Source organism: Amycolatopsis sp. WAC 01416, assembly GCF_003947485.1.
In the GTDB taxonomy this organism is placed as follows: Bacteria; Actinomycetota; Actinomycetes; order Mycobacteriales; family Pseudonocardiaceae; genus Amycolatopsis.
Map to the genome: position 1 here is coordinate 102,162 of NZ_QHHX01000011.1, position 22,445 is coordinate 124,606.

Here is a 22,445-nt window from a genome sequence, read left to right on the forward strand (position 1 = left end):
GTGCCCATCAAGGTCGATCGCAGCGACTTCGGCGATGTGCCGGAGTGGGCGCGGACGCTTCTCGAGGTCCTCGGTGTCTCCTGGCCTGCCGCCAACCAGCACAAGTTCCGGCGGGCGGCCCAGGAATACGACACGGTCACGGAACTGCTGAAAGAGCTTCCGGACGATATCGCCAGGGTCAAACGGGCGATCGACGAGAAGCTGTCGATGCCCGAGGCGGGTGACGCGTTCGACAAGAGTATGGCCCCGCTCACCAACGGGGCGCCGAACTTGCTGGACGAACTGGCCACCGGTACGAAGGGGATCGCCGACGGCTGCCGCAAGGTCGCACTGGACGTCGAGTACACCAAGTTTTCCGCGATCGGCCAGCTTTTCCTGCTCGCCTACGAGATCGCGATGGAGTACGCTCTCGCCTCCGTCACTGCGGGCGCGTCTCTCGCGAACATCACCTGGCATTACGCCCTCACCCGTGGCTACCTGACCGCCCTGTTCAAAATGCTCGTACGGGCGATCGTGTTCGAGGTGTTCATCGGTGTCACCGGCGGGCTGCTCATCGATGTCGCCGTGCAACGGCTGCAGCATGAACGAACCGAATGGGACAGCGATTCCACCAAGCAGACGGCGATCGGGGGTGCGGTCGGCGGCGTGCTCGGCGGCGCCGTCGGCGAACTCGGGGAGAAGCTGGGCCGCAAGATCGGCGGCCTGCTCGGCAAGGACTTCAGCAAGATCGCCACCGACGATCTGCTGAAGCTGGTCAAGGATCTCAAGCTGCCGGGTGGCGACGAACTCGCCGACAACTGGGTGCGCGACATCGGCCGGACACTGACCGACCGGGCGGGAAAGCAACTCACCGACCCGGCCACCGCGTTCACCAAACGGGCGGTCGAGGGCTTCGGCGACGAGGTCGGCGACCGGTTCGTCACCGCCTTCGGTAAAACCCTCGGTGACGACGCGGCCCGGAAGCTCGGCCGGGACTACGCGAACAGCTTCGTGGACAACTGGAGCAAGCACGGCCTGGACGGCAGCGGGGCCTTCAACGACAGCCTGCGCAACGTGCTCGCACCGCATTCCGACAAAATCGGCAAGGACTCCGTCGATCTGCTCACCGACAAGGTGCCGGACGTGCTGTCCCGGAACGCGACCGACCGGCTCGGCGGAAACATGGTGGCCAGGGCCGCCGAGTTCAGCACGATCTTCCTCTTCGAGGGCGTCTCCGGGGTGATGGGCCAAGCGGCGATGGCCGCCATCAACGGCGAATCGGTGTCCGCGGCCGAGTACGGGATGGGTTTCGCCGGCGGCGTGGTCGGCGGCGCCGTCAGCCACAAACTCGAAGGGATCGGGGAGCGGGCCCTCGACTCGGCGGTCACGTCGATCAAGGAGCAGTTCAGCGGCCTGACCGGTGGCCTCTCGGCGGGTCTGCCGCTTGACGGCAAAAGCGGATCGGACGCGACGGGCTCAGGCCCGGTGTCCGTGCCGAACACCACGAGCGCCGGTTCCGCGGCGCCGAGCACGACATCCGCCTCCGACGTGAAGTCCGCTTCGGACACCCGTGCTCCGGCTGACAGCAAGACGAATACGCCTTCTGACACCAAGACCTCGGATGCCAAGGCGACTCCGGCTGCCAAGTCCGCTTCGGATACGAAGACCGTCTCGGACGGCAAGTCCGCACCGGCGACCAAGTCCGCTTCGGACGTCAAGACGAGTTCGGAGGCGGGGTCCGCACCCACCGCCGTGCGGACCTCGTCCGACGGCGGGGCGGTCCAGGACTCGTCGCCGGTGTACGAAGAAGTGTCAACGTACGAGGAACAGCCAGAGGACGAGGAGCGGCCGCAGACCCGTCCCTCCCCGCTGCGCACCACGTCGGAAGAGCAGGACGGTGGCTCGACTTCGGCCGCGGCCGCGGCGCCCGTTCAGGCCGAGCCGCCTGTGACCGAGCCGACCGTGACCGAAGACGCCGACACCGGATCCGTCGAGGTCGTCGAGGAGACCGAGGACCGGGAAGAACCGGCGCCCGCGATCGAGCTTGATCTCGGCAAGCCGTTCGTGGAGGACCTTTTCGACGGCTTGGAGCTGAACCTGACTCCCGCGCCGCGGCCGATGGCGCTGCGGGAACAGGAGTGGACGTCGCCGCATCCGGACGGTGGCGAGCCGTTGACTCCGACGCGGCTGGTCGACGAGTTCGGTTTCCCGCTGGTGAATCAGCAGCGGTTCCAGTGGCTGGCGAACTGGTCGAACGTGGTGTTCGACGTCCGGCCGACAAATCCGGATTCGGTGCGCTGGCTCGAACAGGGCGCGGTGCCGAAGCCGAAGGACATCAAGGCCAAGACGGTCAGCGAACTCGACACGCTGTTGGGTGCTTCGCCGGATGCCATCGGCCTGGTCGGCTATTTCGAGCCGCGGTTGCCGGATGATCTGTCCGACCTGCCGCCGGACACGCAGAAGAAGATCAAGGCCAGGTTCGCCAACCGGAGTACGGAATTCACCGCGCTCGCGGAGGAGATGGACCAGCTGGCGGAGCAGGGCCGCTATCTGGTGGTGGACAAAATCGTCCAGGCCAAGACCGAAAGCGGTGAATTCCGCCCGATCACCGGCGATCACGACGTCTACCACATCCGGTGCGTCGACGACGGTGCGTCGTTGACGACGTCCGATTACAACGACGTCGTCGAGCTGCTGACCAAACGGAATATGGGCGTACAGCACGGCGCGCATATGTACTGGTCGCCCCAAGGTGAGTTCCAGGAAAAGATCTTCAACGACATCGTCGAGCGCCATCAGGAAGGCGCGCAGGACGCGGAACCGTTGATCCGCTTCGATCCCGGCCAGCCGCCTCGGCTCGTTTTCGCTGACCCGCTGCCGGCGCACGTCCAGACCACCGTCGAAATCACCGAGACCACCGAAACCACTAAGCCCGGCAAGGACGAGCAGGACCTGACGCTCGCGGATCTGCCGCCGTTCCTCGCCGCCGGTCAGGCTCTCGGCTCGGCGCCGGTCCTGTCCGTCGAAGGGATCGACGCCCTCCGCGACGAATTGGCCCGTTTGCTGCCCGGTGCCAAACCTGCTCAGCTCGACGCGATCGGGAAAGCCGTCGACGACGATTTCGAATCCGCGCTCAGCGGTCTGTATTTCCCGCTCCGCACGGACAGGGGCTGGCGGGAGGTCCGGATCCGGGCCACCGTCGGCGGCGACGTGGTGAGTGAGCCGAGGGAGAAGACCAAGGCGGATCTCACCGTCCAGGGCGGTACTTCGAACTCGGAGAACCTCGCCGTCCTCCGTGCCGGTGACATCGGGGCGGCGGTGACCGTCCAGGCGCCGACCGGACCGTATCTCACCGTCGGCGGCAAGGCCGCGCTGGCGGCGCCCGGCGCGACGCAGACCGTGTCGGTGTCCACTTCGGACCAACGGGCGATCCGTTCCGGTGAAGGATCCCGGCGGGTGGGCCTGAACGTCGAGTTCACCGTCAGCGTCCACGATCACACCGGCAACGCGGTCGCGCGGGGCGATGCGGTGCCCGGACAGGTCACCCTGCGCGTCCCCGACGACCTGCTCCGGCTCACTTCGCCGGCCGGGCTGGCCGCGAAGGATCTGACCGCCGAAGTCGGGCGCAAGCTCCAGAACCCGGTGCCCGAGGCGGTCACCGACCTTGGCGAGGTGTTCACCGGAACGGCCGGGCTGCTGCACCGGTCGGTCACCGCGTTCGGCGCCCCCGGCCGGGACGCGTTGCGCGCGTTCCTCGGGAACGCCGGTATCCGGGAGAACCTGGGCGCCATGCTGCAAGACTGGGTCAGCTCGCCCGCCCTGCTCAGCGCGGACGGCGGCAAGGTGGCGGCGGTGCGGATGAAGGCCGTGCTGACCAAGGCCGAACTGGTCGGCCCGACGAAAGAGACGCAGCTGCGGTTGCACGAGTCCGCGACCACCAGTTCCACCGTTTCGGCTTTCACGAAGCGCGGGTTCGACGCCTCCCTCGCGCTCGGTGGCGGAGGTGGTGTCAAGGGCGTGCGTGTCGCGGCCGGAGTCGGCGTCGGCTACTCCGCGCGGACGGTGGACACTGCCGTGTCCGGCCGGACTTCGACGGCGAAATCGGGTCTCCAGCTCAAGGGAGACATCGGCCTCTACCGGTTCGAAGCCACGATCGTGGTGCAGGCACTCGACGGCAAGGAAACCACCAGTACGGCGACGGTGTTCGCCAGGGTGGGGATGGCCGAAGCCGCGGCACAGGGACTGCCGGTCCCGGACGGTACCGGTGACGGCCTGACACCGGCGACGACGAAGAAGTTCCCGTCCGTGCATCTGGCCGCGGGGCTCGCGGCGGGCAATGTGCGGGTCGGCGAGTTCGACGGCGCCGAGGCCGTGCTTACGGAGATCCGCGGCAAGTTCCGGGAGAGCGGCCGGTACAGCGATCTGCTGCCCGGTTGGGACCGGAAAGAGGGCGCCAAGGCCAAAGGCGCGGCGCGGACGCTGGAGATGCTCGCCAACGAGCACCGGTTGCAGACGGCGCTTTCCCCGCTGGCCCTGCGCAACCGCATGGACGCGTTGCTGGGTGCCGGGGTGTCGGTGACCCTCAAGCGCGAGGGTGCTTTCCGGCAGGACCACGTCACCATCACGGTCCGGCTGGAGTCGAAGCGCGTCGAGCATGTCGGGCGGGCGACGGGACGCGTGGTCCGCAACGCCACGACCACCGGTCCGGCGCTGGGCGCGTCGTCGGCGACGAACAAGGGCTGGACGGCCGGGCCCGAGGGCAAGGTGACCTTCGGGGCCATGGTGACGGCTTCGGGGAAGTACGGCAGTAGTAGCGGCACCCGGACCGGCGCGGGACCGGTCGCCGAATCGACGTATCTCACCATCGGCAGCGCCGATTCGGAAGGTTTCGCGCACGAGGGCCGGTTCGTCGTCTCCATCACCGGTTTCTCGCGTTCGCACGCGATGGTCCGGCAGACGCTGCCCGGGCTGCCGGGGACGCAGGTGCCTGCCGTCCGGCAGATCTGGGCGACGCCCGAGGAATCGGGCGACGGTCCCGTCCTGCTCCCGGCGAACTTCACGGTGTGGATGTCGGACAGCCTTACGCTGCCCGCCGATCCGGCGAAGTTCGCGCTGGGTGCTCCCCGGGTACGCGAGCTCGACCCGCCGCGGTCGATCACCGGCCATTTCGAGGCGCTCGCGCCGCCCACCGTCGGTGATTGGGTCGGCGTGGAGAGCATCGCCCACACCGGAAATGTCAGTTCGGCGGCGCTGGACGCGCTGGTCGAAGCATCGGACGGCGACCGCGCGCTCGCGCTGCCCGGCGGTGACGCGTGGACCAGCGTCCAGGCGATGCTGAGCACCGACAACATCAAGGCGGCACTGCGGTCGTTCACCCACGGTGTGGTGAGCACCGACCTCGTCCACAGCCGTCGCCTCGCCGACCGGGTCGGCCGGATCGGTGTCGTCGCCCGGCTGGCCAACCCGACCTTCGTCCAGACGGCCGACGACGCGGCCGCGGAACGGTCCACTTCGGGTGGCTACCGGTTCGACGGCGGCAAGAGCAAGACCAAGGGGCCCGCGATCACCGGCGGTGTGGCGGTGACCGGCTCGATCACCGGCGATCCTGCCGCTTCCGCCACCGGCGGCCTGACCGCCAAACCTTGGGCGAAGGCGACCACCAAGGCCGACGCTCTCGACATCTCCGCGACCGTCGACCGCAACGTCACCACGGCGGCAGGCACGCAGCGGGTGCTGGCCCGGTTCGACATCGCCTTCACCGTGCTCGCCGAAGCGCGGCAGCAGACCGCCTTGCTGCGCCCGGACGCGCGGGGAGCCGCCCGGTTCGTCGACCTTCCCGGCGCGGCACTGGTGTGGCTCACCGAAGACCAGGCTCGCGAATACGGTCTCCTGCCGGCCAAACCGGCGGGTCCGCGTGAGCGGGACGAGCGGCTCGCGGCACCCGTGACGCTGCCGACGGAGAAACCGGGAGCGCTGGGGCTGGGTGCCGTCGAGCAACTGCCCGACCTGTCCGATCTCGTGCCGAAACTGTCCGCGAAGCTGGCCGACGCGAACGTGCCGTTGCTGCCGGGCGTGTCCTTGGACGACGCGATGAACAACTGGGCGAGGCTGACCGACCTCGTCTCGCCGGACAGCGTGCAGGGGCTGGTGGACAGCGCGCTCGACGGCGGCATCCCGCTGCACACGCATCTGCCGAAACTGTTCACCGACAGCGGATACCAGCTCCTGCTGACCGCGAAAACGGTGGGTGACCCGGCTTTCCGGAAGGTGGTCAACGACGGCCGGACCGTCGAGCACAGCACCGTCCGTGCGGTCCGGACCATCCGGGCCGAGGGCACGGCCACGTCGTGGTCGGCCGCGCTGCGAGCGGGCGGCCAGAAAAAATACCAGGACGGTGACACGACGACGTCGGTCGGGGGCGCGGCCACCAAGGGCATCGGCGCCGTCAAGACGACCACCACTACCGAGGTCCTCACCGAACAGGAAACGCAGCTGCGGACCGGAACCGGCCCGGCCGCGCTGTTCGACGTCCCGGTCGAGTTCGTCCTCGAAGTGCGCCGTGACGGTGAGACCGTCGCCGCCGCCGCCACCGGCGAGCGGATGCTCGGAATCCGGCTGCTGGCCGACAACCTGACCGTTGACAACGGGAAACGGCCGGCCACCGGCGAGGATTCCGAGCCGGTCGGGTTGTCGCCGGAGGACGCCACCCCCGCCGCGCTGGAGCGGTGGCGGAAGGGCACCGTCACCCGGTTGCCGGAAATGGCGTCGGTCGAATCCGTGCGTGCCGCCGCGCGGCTGCGGAAGGTCGTGCGGGACGCGCTCACCGAGGCCGGGGCGGACGGCGGGATCACCGGCTACGGCACGGGTTCGATCAACGCGCTCTGGTCGAGTCTGAGTCCTCAGCTGCTGCAGGCGTTCCTGCCCGCCATGACGACGGGAAGCCTGCCCGTGCCGACCTTGCGCGAGGCGGCGGTCCTACGGGGCAAGAAGGCGGACGTCGAGGTGCACGCCCGGCTCGCCGCGCCGCGGACGGTCGCGCTGAGCGACGGCGTCAACCTGGAGAACCCGACGAATTCGACGGTGGCCCGCTCGGCGGAGCGGAAGGTCGTCGAGGTCGGGGAAATGGGCGTCACCGGGCCGACGGTCACACCGGTCGACGAGTCGGGCAATATCGGCGGGCTGATCACCGGCGTCGACGCGCGCTGGACCAGTGAGCCCGCGGACGCCACGGTCGACGGTACGACGGTGTCCGCCGTCGCGAATCTCAAACCGGTCGGGCGGACCGCGCTGGTGCGGTTCGACGTGGACTACCGGATCGTGGTCAAGGTCGACGGCCGGACGGAGGTCGTGGACGTTTCGCTGCCCGCGTCGGCGGACGTGCGGATGCCGATCGACAAGCTGTCGGACGTCACCGGCCAGAAGGTGCCGCGTGTTCTGAAGGCACGTCAGGGAAGGGTCGCGCGGACCGCCAAGGCGTGGCGCGACGCCGAGGTCGGGGCGGAGGGCCATCGCCGCCGGGCCGAGCAGCTGGTCGAGAAGCTCGGTGTCGTCGTCGACTGGAGTGCCACCGTCGACGCGGCACGAGTACGACGCCCCGGCACGCTGGAAGAGCGGCACCACCAGTTCGCCCGCGAGACCGAGAAAGCCTTGCGGGAGGCGGAAACCGTCGCCGTCGCCGCGCGACTCGAGTTCGGCCGGGTGTCCTCGGCCGCCGACGTCGCCGAGACGCGGCTGGCCGCTTTGGCGGGCGAGACCGGCGACCTCGACGATCTTGCCGACGGAGCCGCGGAAGCCGCGCTGACCTTCCGGAACCTTTCCTCCGAACTGGCCAACGCGCAGGCGCCGGACGACGTGCGGCGGCTGACTCAGGAACGGGCTGAAGCAAAGCTTCGCCGCAACCTGTTCCGTGAGGTGCTGGACGAACAGTGGGAGGCGCTGGCCGTCGCCCATACCGAGGCCGAGGAGGCGCGGGAACAGCGCATCGCCGCGATCGGTCAGCTGGTCCGCACCCAGGCCTCGCTGCAGGCCGCATGGCTGGATTTCGTGGACACCAAACAAGATTCCTGGTGGCTGGCGAAAGGCGCGCTCGACGCCGAATTCACCCGGCTCACCGAGGCTCCGGGTTCTCCCGACGACGAGAAGTGGCGGCACAGCCGGGCCACCGACGCGCCCTGGTTCTCGGTGGCGAAACCGCTCGACCCGGCTCAGTGGGAGCCGCTGCGGGCGACCACGCCGAGGCGGGCGGTGGCCACCGAGACCGCCGACGTGCTGACCACGCTGCTGTCCGAAAAGGACAAACGATACGACGGCGTGATCCGGTACGGCGTCAGCCGGTTCGAGGTCGACGGGCGCGGGGTCACGGAGTTCACCGTGCCGATCAATCTCGTCCCCGGCCACGGTGTCTCCGACGAACAGCTCGCGCAGCTGCGTGAGCGGGCCGCCGTCGGTATCGAGAAGCTGATCAACAACCGTCACGGCCTCCCGAACGGCGACCAGCTGCACGTCCGCGTCGAGTTCACCGGCGACCGGCTGACCGACCGGGACGGCGACCCCCGGTACCGCGCGTACGACGTCGTCGCCGGTGACGGCGAACGCACCACCCAGACCAACTGGCGAACGGATGCCACTCCGGAGGAACTGGCCCACGAGCTGCTCCACTACCTCGGCGCGGGCGACGAAGAGCACGACAAGGACCGGGTGTTCCTCAGTCGCGAGGACGACGGCACGACCGGTGTCGTCACCGGCGACGAAAGCATCATGGGCAAGGGCGTGGTGGAACCCGGCGTGACGCCGCGGCTGCTGCCCCGCCACACCTGGATGATCCAGCAGGTACTGCAGAGCCAGCTGGGACCGGGCTACCGCCTGACCGACCCGGGCCAAGACGAGCTGCCGGGTACACCGCCCGCCGCGGCCGCCGGGCCGGTGGAGGCGCGTCCGGGCCTCACCGTCGCGCAGCGGGCGACCCTGTCCAGGCTGGGCAAGACGGTGGTGCCGGTCGACGGAAAGCCGGTGACCGGGAAGCTGGTGGACGCGCTCGCCGCCGCGGTCGCGCCCGGATCGTCGGCACGGCAGGCGGAACTGCGGGAGCTGGGTGCGACGCTGCGGGACACGACGGCGGCGAAGATCGCCGAGGCCTTCGGGGTCCGGCTGCACGTGGTGACCGAGGACGGGGACGACCTCGGATACGGTCCCGCCGGGCGGCGGCCGGTCCGGATCGTCCGGACGGCGGACGGGGAGTTCCTGGCGACCCGCGACCTCGACGCGAGGACGCCGTCCAGACCCGCCCCGGCAACCGAAAGCACCTCCGCCGTCCAGGTCGTCACCGCGGCCATGGTCGGCGCCGGCGACAGGGTCGTCGGAACCGCGTTCCCCACCAAGAAGAACGACGACCAGATCGCCACCACCTGGGCGACGATGAGTGCCCGGCGGCCGGTCGTCGAATACAACGTCCTGCTGCCGAAGACGGAAGAACAGCTGGCTTCGACGCAGCCGACGGCGGCTCCGTCGGTGAAACGGCCCGCCCCTTGGGTTTCCCCGGATGCCGCCAAACAGCCGATCTTCCTTTTCCTCCATTCCGGCCCGAACATGTTCCGGATCAAGGTGGTCGGGCGTTTCCTCCCGAAGCGAGTCACCGGTGCCGAATTCGCCGCGTTCGTCCTCGACGACGTGGGGTTCCAGCAGGCACTCGCGTCGCGCCCGGACGCACCGATCGTGTTGCTTGCCTGCGAATCCGGCAAGCTCAACGAGCCGGGTGGCGGCGGTTACGACTTCCGCCGGGAGCTGAAGACACGCGGCCACGGCAGGACGGTCTACGCGCCGACCGAGACGATCAACCTCGTCCAGGTGCTCGCCGGTGTCAACGTGGACAAGGAAGGCGAATTCGTCGAGATCGCCGAGCACCCCGACGAGGTGGTCGAAGCGGTCACGGAGACTGTCGACACGGTGGTTACCTTCGCCAAGGGTTCGCGTGTCCTGAACGAGGATTCCCTCGCCACGGCAGGTCGCTTCGCCACGTGGGTACCGGCGGCGGCCGACGCGATGACAAGCGATCCTTCGCAGCCGCCGCCATGGATCCAGGTCACGGGCTACGGCAACGCGACGATCGGCCGGACGGAAACCGCGCTCGCCAGGGCGAACGCGGTGGCGGCGGCCTTGCGGCCACTGCTGCCCGCTCCGCCGGAGGGCAAGGCACCCTTGGCGATCAGGCCGGCGGCCGCGAACCGGAACAGCCTGCCGCCGCTGACTTCGGCCGACCCCGCGGAACGGCGGCGCTCGGTGACACTGGCGCTCGTCCGGAACGACGGCGACCTCCGCTCGGAACTCGGTCTCCTGCCGGAGGAGACGGTGACGGCCTGGTTGTCCCGCACGGCGACGCGGCTCGGTGAGGATCCGCGACTCTGGGCCACCTCGCCGCTGGTCGCCTATCTCGACCAGCACCTGCCGCTGGACACGTCGAACGTCAAGACGATCATGATGCGGTTGTCGGTCGATCCCGGTGGCCCCGCGCCGCGGCTGTCCCAGCTCGTCGGCGCCCGTGGTCACGCGTGGGCGGAGTTCGTGCTGCCGAGCGGCGCCAAGGAATCGATCGGGTTTTACCGGCCCGACGGCGAAAACCCGGCGGTGCGGCTCGGCGACACCGGGCACACCGCGTCCGCGAGCTACGAGGTGTGGGTCTCGCCCGAAGACGCGTTGCGCGCCCTGGATCATTCGCTGCGGCACCTGCGAACCCCGTATCAGGCGCTGTCGTTCAACTCCCTGCGGTTCGCGAGCGGGTTGTTCGAACGCGCCACCGGTACGCCCGCTCCGTCGGCGGGTTGGCTGACGACCGGGCCCGAAGATCTCGACCGTCGGCTGCGGGAGATGATCGGAGGCGTCGAAGAGCAGGCCGACGCCGACCTGCTCGACCCGAACGTGGACGCGCTCTTCCGGCCCGGCTCGGACGTCGTCGACCCGGTCGCCCTCAGCGCTCTGTCGAGGTTCGTCCGTTCCCTGGCGGAGGAACTGCGGACGCGGCCGCCCGCCGGACGGCTGATCGCGATGGTCGTGAAGCGTGGGCAGGACGGCGATCTGGCGGTCCAGCGGGGGACGAACCTGGAAGCCGCGCTGCGCACCGCCCTGGAATCCGCCGCGGTCGACCACGGCCTCGCGCTCGACCACCTACCGATCCGGGTCACCTACCTGCAGGACGACACGAAGGCCGAGTCGGCGACGATCGGTTATGCCCGGACGGAGCCGGGTGACGGCATCCCGCCGGGGCAGTCGGTCCAGAACTGGCTGAACGAGCAGGTCGTGGCTACCCAGGTGGTCCAGCAACGCACGGTCGCTCAGTACCTCATGCGCTCCGGGCTCCCGGACGCCCTCGACCGGATGCGGGTCTTGAACGCGGACCGGCCGGTGTTCCGGTTCCAGGTGAAGACCCGGCACCGGGACGTGGCCGCCCAGTACACCGGCCATGCCTGGGTCGAGATCCACGACCCCTTCGGCAACGGGACGCTCATCGACTTCGCGCCGGAGGATCCTCCTTCACCGCAGTGGGCGACCGTGCCGGGCACGGTCTCCGTGCTGCCGGTGAGGGACAAGCCCACCACCTACAGCGCGGAATACCTGGTGAGCGCGAACGACGTCATCCGGGGGCTGGGGCGGGTGCTCGCCCTCTCGGGACGGCCGTACCGGTTGACGAGCCACAACTGCACGACCTTCGTGCAGGACGTGTATTCGGCGGTCCGGGGGGCACCCGCCCCCGGCGCGGGCCGCTGGGTCCAGGGGCCGACCGACCTCGAGCGCACGCTCCGGCGCGGCGCGTCCCACATCACGGTCCGGCCGTCCGACGCGGCCTTCCCGACGGGTCCCGTCCCGGCCGCCCCGCCGCGTCGCGCCGAACCGGCTCTTGCCGCGGACATCGTGGCGGGCTATCGCGAGATCACTGCGGATCTGCCGCATTTCCGCTTGTCCGACAAGGATTTCGACATCGCTCTCGCCGAGTTCTCCCGGCTGGCGGGCACCGGCGATCTCCGGCAGGGGCCCGATCTCGACCTTCCCCTGGAGCAGTTGGACAACGCGCTCGGAGAGCTGGAAGAGCGGGCGGAGGCCGCGACAATCCCCGAGGAGCAGTCACGGCTCCGGCTGCTTTCCCGGCAGGTGCGGGCGCTGGCCAACGACGCCCTGCTGCTGTCCGCCTTGGCGCCGACCCGCGACACGGTCCTGGAACTTCTTGCGCAGCAGCGGGTGCGGAGCATGCTGGCCGAAGTCGCGACGATCATCCACAGTGGACAGGACCCGTTCGCCGCCGAGGACTCGCCGTGGCGCGGCCTCGACTACGACCGGACCGCGCCGCTGCCGCGCAGGCTGGCCGAACTCATACTGGTGGACACGCCGCCGGTCGTGGTCCAAACCCTGCGTGAAGACCCGCTGTTCCAAGACCTGATGCGGAATCCGGAGGCGCTGGCCGACGCGCTGTTCGCCGCTTCCGGCGGTTTCGAGTCGGCGTTCGCGGCCGCCGAGCTGGACCAGGATGGGGTACCGCCGTCGGCCACCCTGGACAGGGTGCGCGATCAGCTCCGACGGAACGCGCCGTCCGAGCTGATCGAAGACCTGACGGCGCTCAACGGCTTCGAGAACGGCCTGAACGCCGTCGCGGTGCTGTTCGCCGCGCCGGTACCCGCCGATCCGGAGGTGCGCCTCGTGGTCGGCGGGACGCCGCGTTCGGTGACCCGTCAGGCTGGCAAGCCGTGGACGCGTGAAGACGCGACGAGGCAGTGGTGGCAGTCGGCGGATCCGGCGGTGTCCGTCGACCACCGGATCGCGAATCCGGTGACTCGCCAGGACATCGGCGCTTCGCACCGGGAGACGCCCGCGGTGACCGTCCGGTCCGAGGACGGCGGGTTGAACCGGTCGGGACGACCTTGGCGAGCGACGATCGGCTACGACCTGCGCCGGTTCGAGGTCGAACGCGACGGCCACGAACCCGTGCGGGTCCGGCTGCACACGGTCCGTCTTCGGCTGGACGTCAGCGGACAGTCCGAAGTGGACACCACGAACTTCAAGACCCGGGTCGAAGCGGCGGTGAACGACCAGTACAACCGGGGCTACCGGCTGCCCGACGGCGAGCAGCTGCTCGCCGAGGTCGAGTTCACCGATCGCGAGGACGCGCACGGCACGGTCTTCGTGACCGGCCCCGGCACACCGGCCGACCAACGGCACTGGCCATCGGACGGGACCGGGGTCCAGTTCGCGCACGAGGTCGGGCATTACCTCGGCCTGTACGACGAGTACTTCCTCGACGAACGCGTGGTCGCCGAGGTTCCGGTCTTCCAGCACGCCGTGGGCGCGGGCCGGGTCGCCACCGGGCCGGGCCTGATGACCGCGGCCGCCATCACCGGCGACGTCGTCCTCGAACCACGCAACCTCCAGCTGATCTCGGACCGGGCCCGCGCGCTCGTCGGAGACGATCCTCAACCGGTACGGCAACTTCGGCGCGGCGAACGGGAGCCCGGCTTCCTCGCCACCGAGGAGGAAGCGCAGGAGTTCCTCGCTCAGAAGAAGATGGCCGGCTACCTGAAGCAGGTCACCCAGGTGCTGAAGGACAGCCCGCATCTGGCGTCGACGGGTGCGGCGGAACTGGCCGCCATCCGCGCGTACACGCATACGCAGTCCGGGGTCATCGACAATTACCTGGCGGGGAAGGAAAGCCCGGACCACGCGGCGCCACTGACCCGGCTGCTGGCCTCGGCGGTGACCCGTTTCCCGGCCCGTCACACCGGAGTCGTGACCCGGGTCATGGGTTTGCCGATAGCGGCCGCCAAGGAACTGTTCGTCGAGAACGGGCGGTACACCGACCACGGCTTCTTCCGCGGCATGCGGGGCGAGGGCCGGTTGTACCAGGGCAAAAAGGTGATCGTCACCGCCTTGGTCCACGACGGCGCCTGCATCGCCTCGGCGTCCAACCGGCCCAGCGAACGCGAGGTCCTGCTTCCGCCGGGGACCGAATTCGACGTCCTCAAGGTCGCGGAGGTCGGCGACGAGCTGCACGTGAAGGTGCGGCAGAGCGAAGCCACGCCCACCCGGATCGGCACGCCGTTCACCGGTTCCCCTGGCGACGGCCCGGCCGCGAACGGCATCGAGGACCGGCTCGCCTTGGGCAAGGTGGTCAGCGAGGCGGACGAGCTGGCGCCGGATCTGGCGAGCCGCGACACCCGGGCGCACCGCGACAAGATCGTGCGTGCCCGGCGGCGGGCCCTGCGCGAGGCCGGGCCGCCCAGCCGGATCAAGGTGACCACGTGGCGCTCGGCCGCCGAGCTGGACGCGTTCCGGAAGGGCCGGTTCGTCACCGAACCGACCGTGCTGATCGCCGGGGACGGGCCGGGCAACGTCACGTTCGTCATCGACGACGCCCGAGCCGTGCCGCGGGAGGACGGCAGCATCCTGCCGCCGGGGTCGGCGTTCGAGGTCGTCGAGGTCTCCAGGGCTGCCGAATGGGACAAGCCGACGGTGATCCACCTGCGTCACCTCGACCCGGTCGAGGTGGTCGATCAGCCGAGTCCGGTCGCGCGGGTCCGGACCGTGGACGAGCAGGCAGGGAAGGTCGTCGACGTCCTCCGCCGCGGCTTGCGCGAACGGGACGGCGACCTCCACCTGACCGCCGTCGAAGCCCTCGTCGAGCAGCACCCGGATCCCGGCCGGGTATGGCACGCGGCGCTGAAGGCCGTCGTCGGCGATCCGGATCTCGCGCAGCGGGTCCGGACGATCACCTACCAGCGGCGGGAAGGCGGCGCCGTCCGGTCGGTCACCTTGCCGGACTCGGTATGGGATCTGCTGGCGGTGCCGGGCGACTCGCTGGAGCAGTCCGGTGACGAGATCACCGAACCCGTCCGGATCGCGCCGCCTCCGACGGCGGGCGCCCTCATCACCGAAGCCTGGCAGCGGGACGCCGTGCGCTGGAGCGAGCTCCTCGACGAGGACGCGAACGGTCAGGCCGCACCGGATCCCGCGCGAAGGGACACGGATGGATTCCCGGCCACGCGGGGCGAGGCGTGGGCGAACCTGCTCGGTGCGCGCCAAGCGTTGAGCCGGGTGGAAGCGGCGCACGCGGAACTGTCGTCCCGTCTCGCGCCGGGTGGCGCGGGAGGTTCCCGGGACGCCGAGCGCGTCGCGGACTCCGAAGCCGCACTCGACGTGGCGCGGGACCGGCTCGGCCTGGCGACGGCCGATCTCCGTGCCTGGGGCAACGATCCTCACCGGCTGGACCGGGCCTATCAGGAGTGGCGCGAGGTTTCGCTCAAGGAGCGGCCCCGGTTGCTCGGTGGCGCTGTCGACGGTCCCCGGAACCACGGGCTCGGCGACACGGACGGCGGCGGTCAGGCCGAAACCGAACTCGAAGACGAGCAGGCTGAAGAGCCGGTCGCGACGTCGTTCCGCGCGGCGGCGGTGTCCGGTGGCGACGGCCGGCACCTGACCGAGGCCGACCTGAAGGTGGCCGTCACCGACACCGCGGCACGGCTGGACCGGGTGACGCGGAGGCTGACCGGCCGGGTGTTCTCGATCCCGGACACGCAGGCGTCGTCCCGGCCGAGCCGTGCCCATGCCGACGAGATCGCCCAGGTCACCGAAGAAATCACTGATCACCGGGCGTATCTCGACTCCCGTAACGCCGAGCTGGCCGTCCTCAAACGCGCCATGGTCCGGGCCGAACACACCGAACTCGCGGCCGTCGAGGCCGAGCAGGCCGACGAAGACACCCCGGCCCGATTCCGGGAGACGAGCGAAGAAGACCGCGAGAACGCCGTCCGCGAACACGCCGAGGTGGCCGAAGACGTCGCCGAACTGGAGACGGAACTCGATGTCCTGATCCGCCGCCGGATCGAGCTGCGGACGACGTCGGCCGCGCTCGAAGCCGACGCTCGCCGGGCCGCCGCGGCGGCGTTGGAACAGGTGTACCGGCCCCCGGCCAGCGCGGGGATCGACGACGTGACACCGGCGATCGGGTCGGCAGAGGACGGGGAACTGGCCGCCGAGTTCGTGCGGCTGAGCGGCAGGCTCGACGCCCTGCGGGCCGAACTCTCGGAGGTACTCGGCCGCGCGAAGGACGGCTCGGACACCTGGCACGAGCCGCTTTCGCGCACCAGACCCGGGATGGCGCCCGCCGTCCCGGATCCCCGGCTCCGGGCCGTCGCGCGGGTGGAGACCGTGCACGTGGCCGTCGGGCTGGACTCGCCTCGATCGCTGGCGGCCAAGCGCTGGCAGGCCACCTATGACGAACTGACCGCACAGGGCTTCTCGCACGTCGACGCGTCCCGCCACGCCACCGAAGTCCACCGGCGCACGATGACGGAGGCAACGGCCGGACGCGTCGACGTCCTGGGCCCGAAGGCCGACGTGCGGCGGATGCGCGCGCCGCTCACCCAGTGGGTCACCGGTGACGACGGGCTTCAGCAGCGGGTGCAGGTCGGCAGGCAGTGGATCACCGAGGTGACCGTCGGGATCGGACTGGTGCCGCTGCCCACCGCGTCGAAGACCGAGGTCGACACGCTCCGGGCCAGGCTCCGCGACGCCCAGATCCTCCTCAACGCCGGTTACCTGCTGCGGAACCGGTCGCAGTTCCGCATCCGGGTCGTCGAGAACGAGTCCCCGGAGTTCACCTTCACCGTCGGCGATGTCGTGACCGAGTGGGAGGCGGACCGGCACCTCACCACCGAAGCGACGGACCAGGAGATCGCCGGACGACTGCTCGGCCTGCTCGGGGTGACAGCGGACGAGACGGTCGCTCAGCTCGACGCCGGACTGTGTGATCAGCTCGACGGTGTGCTGAACGCACCGGTGAAGTCCGTGTCGCCGGCGTTCTTCTCCGGGGGACCGCGCCGCACCGAGCCCCGGCCCGAACTCGTGCTCGACCCGGCGCGGGACACCGGTGAACAAGCACTCGCCGGACTCGCGGCGGAGCTGGCACACCACGCGCGGTGGCGGCACGGGAAGAACCGGGCGATGCCCGTCGTCACGCTCGTGATGGACGGCGATCGCGACGCCCTGCGGGAACTGCTGCTGACGGAGGTGCGACGAAAGCTGGCGGACACCGGCATCACCGCGCCGCTGACCTTCGCCGAACCCGCCGCCACGGACGTCCCCTCGGACGGCCAAGTCCGGTTCTTCGTCGACTGGGCACCGGACGGTCCGGCGGCACCGATCGAGCGGACCCCGCCCGGCCGCCCGGACGAGAACCACGAGGAGGCCCCGGCGACACTCGCGCACGACGACCGCGTGCGAGTGCTGGACGACGAGCGGACCTGGGCGCACAGCTCGGCCACGCATGCGGACGAGGAAGCCGAGTGGACGAGGCTGACCACGCCGGCGCGGCCGTGGCAATGGCAGAACCTGCGCGCCAACGCGCATTTCGTGACGGTGGAGCAGGTGGACGCCGTCCCGATCACGCGCGTCCAGGACCACTCCGATCCCGGCGGACCCCCTCAGCCTGTCGACGGCCTGATCGCCTATGACCTTCGCCGGTTCAAGGTCGACGGTGACTGGGTGCAGGAGTACACGATCCGGCTGCACCTGGCGAGCGAGTCGGTCGACGACGAAGCGCTCGCCGCGCTCGAGCATCGGGTCCGCCTCGGGGTGGCCGCCCTGTTCAACAACCGGTACCGGCTGCCCAGCGGGGATCAGTTGCACGTGCGGCTGGAATTCCGCGACACGGCCTCGGACGCTCATGCCGTCGTCAAGGTGGCGGCGTCGGGCCGGGCGGGTCAGACCCACTGGTCGGCGGACAACGAGCTGCACATTCTCGCCCACGAGGTCGGTCACTTCCTGGGGATGGTGGACCAGTACCGGATGGTCCACGAAACAGACGCTTATGCCCACCAGGATCGGGATTCCGCGACCCGGCCCCACACGGTGGTACGCCCGGCGGAGCAAGGGCAAGCCAAAGTGCGGGAAACCGTCGCCCTGCTCAACCAGGTCAAGGACGACCGCGGTCTCTACGCCGAGCAGGAGGACGAGCCCGGCGTCGTCGTCCCGCCGCGCGATCTCTGGAAGATCGAGCGGACAGCGCGCGGATACGCCGCGGTACAGGATTCCCTCGACCCGTCCGATTCCCCGGTTGCGGAAGAAACCGTTACCGGAGAACAAGAACTGTCCGCCGAGCAGAAACGCGCGCTGATCTCGTCGATCCTGGAGGTCTCGGTCCGGCTTCCCGGGAATTCGGGGATCTGGCTCGCCGACCCCGCCACCGACGTGACCACGTTGGAGCTGCAGGAAAAGATCGTCCAAGGCCTGCCCGCCGACGACCATTTCTTCACCGTGGTCGCGCATGTCGGCCCCTCCGGGATGCCGGAATTCCTCGGCACGCCCATCACCCCGGACGTCATGGCCGATCTGCTGAGTCACCTGCACGCCGGGAACGTGTGGTCCTCGGACCGTGAACTGCGCTTCGTTTCCTGCGGCCTCGGCGCGGAATCGCGGGAGTACGTCCCCGCCGTGCTGCGCGACCTCGAAGTGGAGGTGACCTCGGCCTACGCGGCGACCACCAGGGTGTGGGGGGTGCCGAACCTGAGCGGCCAGGGCGGCAACGCCTACGATCTCGTGGTCGCGGGCCAGGTCGGGTTCGACGCTTCGGGCAGGCCGGTCTTCACCGATGACGGACTTTGGGTGCAATACGTCCTCGACGAGGACGGTGAGGTCTTCCCCGTCGAGCATGGCGCTCATCTGGTGGCCGGGCCGGACGGCAGGCTGACCACGCCGGACCTCCCTGGCTACGGGATCGTGGACGACAGCCAGTCGATCGACAGGCTGATGCCCGGAGCCTTGCCGTTCGGTTCGCTCACCCGACTTCCCGGCGCGGACGATTTCGAGGACCGGTACGACACCGTCTTCGACGGGTTGCCGAATCTCGCGACCGACGACCTCGGTGCCCGCTTGGACCAGCTGTCCCGGCTGGCCGAGGGCGGCCGTCTGGAGAACTACACCGACGCGGTACTGGAGTCGGACGGGATTTCGGCCGCGTTGAGCCGGATCGACCAGAACCTGGAGAATCTCGCCGACGCGGGCACCCGGGCGAAGGTGCGGTCGCTGGTGAACGACGCGGTCCTGGCGGCGTCGCTGGTGCCGTCGCGGGAGCAGGACGTCCCGGACAATTCCCGGTTCCGCCTGTCGACCGTGCGCGACCGCCGCGTCCTGCAGCCGCTGTCGATCGACCGGCTCCAGCAGGTGCTCGGCGACATCGCCGTGAACGTCGAGGCCGGCCGCGATCCGTTCACCACCGACAGGTCGACCGTGCAGGGGATCGACTACCGGCCGGATGAAGGGCTGCCGCAGCGGTTGGCACGGCTGGGACTGACGAACCTCACCTTCGAAGGCCGCACCACCCTCCAGGAAGACTCGCTGTTCCAGGTACTGCTGGAGAATCCCGTCGCGTTGACGGAAAGCCTGTTCGCGGCCACCGGGCACGACGAACAGCACTTCATGAACACCTGCGGTGCCGCGGCCACGAACACCGACGTGCGCACCGTGGTCCCGACCATCGCGGGGCTGCTGATGGTCGGCCGTGGCGTCGTCGAACGGGTCCGGAACCAGCTGGACGTGACGTCGCCGGAACGACTGGCCCGCCGCGATCGCCCGCTGGGCAGGTCGATCGGTGACCTGGCGCGCAAACGTGTCGCCGAGGCCGTCACCCGTTTCGAGGCCATCGAGAACCGTGCGAAACAGCTGGCGGCGCAGGAGACCAGCGGCCCCGCTCAGCGCGCGGAATGGGCGGACTTCACCTCGAAGTGGAGCCGCACCATGCAGAAGCTCGCCGCGGTGATCTGGCTCAACCGCGGCGATGGTTCCTCCGTTCCGGTACTGACCAGGAAGATCGTGCCCGGCGCGTGGGAGCTGAGCGTTCCCTTGTTGCTGCCGGTCGCCTTGGACCGGCCGGACCGGCGCACGGCCGGGTTGGAGGACGTCCCGTTCCGCGAGACCGCGTTCCAGCCCGTCGCGTCCACGCCGCGAGAGCGTTATCGCGGCCAGCAGTGGACGGAGCCCCCGGAGCCGGTGTCGCCCTACCTCGCGACGTCCGCCGAGACATTCTGGGACCGGATCCGGTCGGGCACCGGTGTCCGGATCTTCACGACCGGGCACGAAATGGTCCTCAAAGCCGTCGACGACCGCGGCGAGCGGATGTTCGTGGTCAGTGACCCGAAGAAAGCCCAGTTCGACTACCTGACCATCGACCAGTTCGTCCGGTTCGCGAAGCACAACGGCCTCATGGCCGGAAAGGACGTGCAGGAGGACCGTGCCGTCACGGTGCCCAGCCCGTCCGGTCCGGTGGAGGCGGTGATCAATGAGCCCGAGCCCGAGCCCGAGCCCGCTCCCGCCGATCCGGTCACGCTGTCGGCCGACGCCGTACTGGACGGCGCGACCCGGTTCGGCGACGACACCGGGATCTGGCTCGATGACCCGGCGACCGATCCGGCCGCACGCGAACAGCAGCGGAGGGCGGTCGAAAGCCTCCGCGAGGACGAGCGGTTCTACACGGTGGTCGCGCATACCGGTCCCAGCGGGATGCCGGAATTCCAGGGACAGCCGATCACACCGGAGGTGATGGTCGAGCTACTGGCGCGTCTTTCCCGCGAGCGGGTCTGGGCCGGCAAGCCCTTGCGGTTCGTCGCGTGCGGACTGGGTTCACCGGACATCGAAGGCTATGTGTCCACCGTGCTGCACGGTCTCGCGGACAAGGGCATCGTCGCGGACGCGTACGCGGGGGATACGGCCGTCTGGTCCACTCCCGGCCGGGACGGGAACGAACTGGTGGTGGCGAGCCGGATCGGTTTCCAGGAGAACGGTTTGCCCGCCGTCGTCGGCGACGGCCGGTGGCTGCGGTTCCGGTTCGCCGAGGGCGGGCGTACCGAGATCGAGGTGACCGAGCACGATTCCTATCTCGTCGTCGGGGACGACGATCCGCCGCTGTTCCGGAAGGCGCCCGGTGGTTTCGACGTCGTCCCGACGGCCGAGGGCCATCTGGTCGACCTCTCCATCCCCGATTCGATACCGTTCGGGACGGGGCGGGAGAACGGCGTCGGCCTGCCGGAAACCGTGCAGGCGAAGCTCGGCGAGTTCGCCCGGCTGATCACCGCGCGGCCGTCGCCGCCGCCGGTGGAGGTGCGGGGCAGGCGCGGGGATTCGCGACTGGCGGCGATCGTCAGGAAGCTGCGGTCGTTCTTCTCCGGGAACGATGTCCGGCTGCGGGTGATCGCCTCCGGCACGGAGCCCGGCGTCCTCGTGTCCACGATCATTCCGGCGGCGGACTCCGGTGACGGCACGACGTTCGGCGAACCGGCCGGGGTCACCTCCGACGAACTTCTCGAACACGTTGCCGCACCAGGGAACCGGACCCTCCGGATCAGTACCGGCCCGGAGCGGGCCTGGCGGCTGGACATCGGTGATCAGGTCACCGTGCGCCGGGGCGAGGGTGAGCCGGTGCACCTGCCGAGGGCCGAGTTCGCCGAGCGGTTGTCCATCGTGCTGGAACAGCGACGGCGGGGACGGCCCGACGCAGGGTTGGAGCACTCGCTGTTCGGCGACACGTTGAGCACGGTTGAGTGGGGCGAAGTCTCGTTCAGCGCGGAGATCGGTGCCGAACGGATGCCGACCCCGACGGAGATCGAGCGGGACTACGGACTCGACACGGCGTCGCAGCGCCGTTTCCAGAAGACGGCGGATTCCGCCGGAACCACGTTCGACGTACGGCCGGTGAACCCGGACGCGCTCCGTCACGCGCTCCAGGGCGCCCGGCCCGCGCCCGCCGGGCTGGCCGCCAGGACGGTCACCACCTGGGACGTCCACCTCGGCATGCCGGCGGAGGCCATCGGCCTGGCCGCCAGGTTCGCGCCGCAGCGCCCGAACCTGGCCGAGCTTTCGCCCGAGGTCCGAGTCAGGGTCACTCGCCGTTACTATCAGCGCTGGGAGGAGTACACCAGCCAAGCGGACACCCTCCCGGCAGGCCACCGCGTCTTCGGCGGTGTCGTCCAGACGAAGACTCCGGACGGCTGGGTGTCGTTGATCGGAACCGGCTCGCGGCACATTCGCCTTCCGGACGGCGACAGCTCGATGCTGACCGACGACACCGAGCAGGACGCGCCGCTGCTCGGTTCCGCCGTCCACACGACACCGCTGGGCCGTGCCGGTATTCCCGCCGGTGTCGACGTCGACGAGGCGGGCGAACCGCTGATCCGGTTCGCGCCCGGGACGCCGCCGCGACCAGTGTCCTTTGAGGACGATGACCCCGAAGTGTCCCGTGTGGACTCTCCGGAGACGAGGTTCGACGAGCTGCGCGAACTCGCCATGGAGCGGCCTTCGGACGGGTACTGGGACGCGTTGCAAGAAATCCTGGAGGACGGCGCGGAGAACGGCGACACCGAGGCCGCCGCCGCGGTGCCCGTTGCCTCGTCCGCCCCGGTATCGACGGGAAGTACGCTCGAGTACGAGATCGAGTCGGACGG

Annotated in this window: 1 protein-coding gene (only partly in view); it reads left to right on the plus strand. The window is 69.8% G+C overall.

The window, feature by feature from the left end:
* Positions 1–22,445, plus strand: the 5' portion of a protein-coding gene (locus DL990_RS33425; protein ID WP_125801098.1) for a hypothetical protein. Its footprint extends 11,440 nt past the window's final position; the window shows 22,445 of its 33,885 coding nt (coding positions 1–22,445); its start codon is at positions 1–3; its stop codon lies beyond the right edge, outside the window.